Annotated in this window: 1 protein-coding gene; it reads right to left on the bottom strand. The window is 28.9% G+C overall.

Annotation, left to right across the window (positions count from 1 at the left end):
• Positions 1 to 79: 79 nt before the first annotated feature.
• On the bottom strand, positions 80 to 739 hold the full coding sequence (locus OM90_RS12040) for an AlbA family DNA-binding domain-containing protein (protein WP_242860915.1): 660 nt from the start codon (positions 737 to 739) through the stop codon (positions 80 to 82).
• Between the last annotated feature and the right edge of the window lie 299 nt (positions 740 to 1,038).

Genomic DNA, 1,038 nt, shown 5'->3' on the forward strand with positions numbered 1-1,038 from the left:
AAAAGATCATTTTCAACAGGATAATGAGTAAAAAACTACATTCTTAAATGATCAAAAAGTTACATTTTTAACTTGACATTTATACATAGAATTCGCCTACATCCCTATCATATTCATTATCATATTCCATTTCTAACTTAAATTCAGGTTTATATATATTATAATAAGTATTTTCATTCTGTGACCATTCTAATTTATTTTCCAGTCTATTTGCTATTTGTAGTAATGGAGGTTGCGTTAATCCAAACCTTTTCTTCCAAAGCATCTCTATTTGTTGTATACATGCATTTTGGTTTATTGGTGTATTTCTATCTCCAACTCTCGTATATATGTAACCTTCCCTGATGTTATTGTATTTTTTACTCTTGGATTTTAAGTAATAAGGAACATTATATGAATTGAATACAGTTAATACATCTATTTCTTTTTCATCAATTTTTATTGTATCTAAACGAACTTCAGGAACATTATCGCCAGCAAAAACTGTATTTGATAACAAGTCGAGTATATCAGCCTGTCTTCTTCTGTTTTCTTCATTTACACCAATAATTTCCCCAGTATCAGATACACCAATTATCAAATAACAGTCCTTATCGTGTACTGTATTCGCAAAACATAGGATATCATGTAATAATCTTTCATTATCGTTATGCCATTCTTGTTTAAAATCCCAATATTCTCCTTCTGATTTTTTTGCAATTAAGTTTTTTATTTTTGATTCAAGACTTGTATAATTCATTTTGTCTCTCCTCCAGGTATTTAATTATTAACCACACAAGAATAGCCGTTCTATATTTGTTGGCTCGGATATCTCTTCGATAACATGAAAATCTAATTTCAAGGATAACTTTATTATAATAGAAACAACTTTATTATCACAGAGTCAACTTTATTATATCTGTAACAATAATACTAATTCCTTATGCCCATTTCCCCAATTCTTTCCAGATAATAAAGTCGGTTCCAAATAGGGATATGTTGAAAGGAAAATAGGAATAAGTTTCATGGGTTAAGGGTTAAGGTTTTATTTCACCCTTT

Origin of the sequence: Defluviitalea phaphyphila, from assembly GCF_001466305.1 — a bacterium.
Classification (GTDB): Bacteria; Bacillota; Clostridia; order Lachnospirales; family Defluviitaleaceae; genus Defluviitalea_A; species Defluviitalea_A phaphyphila.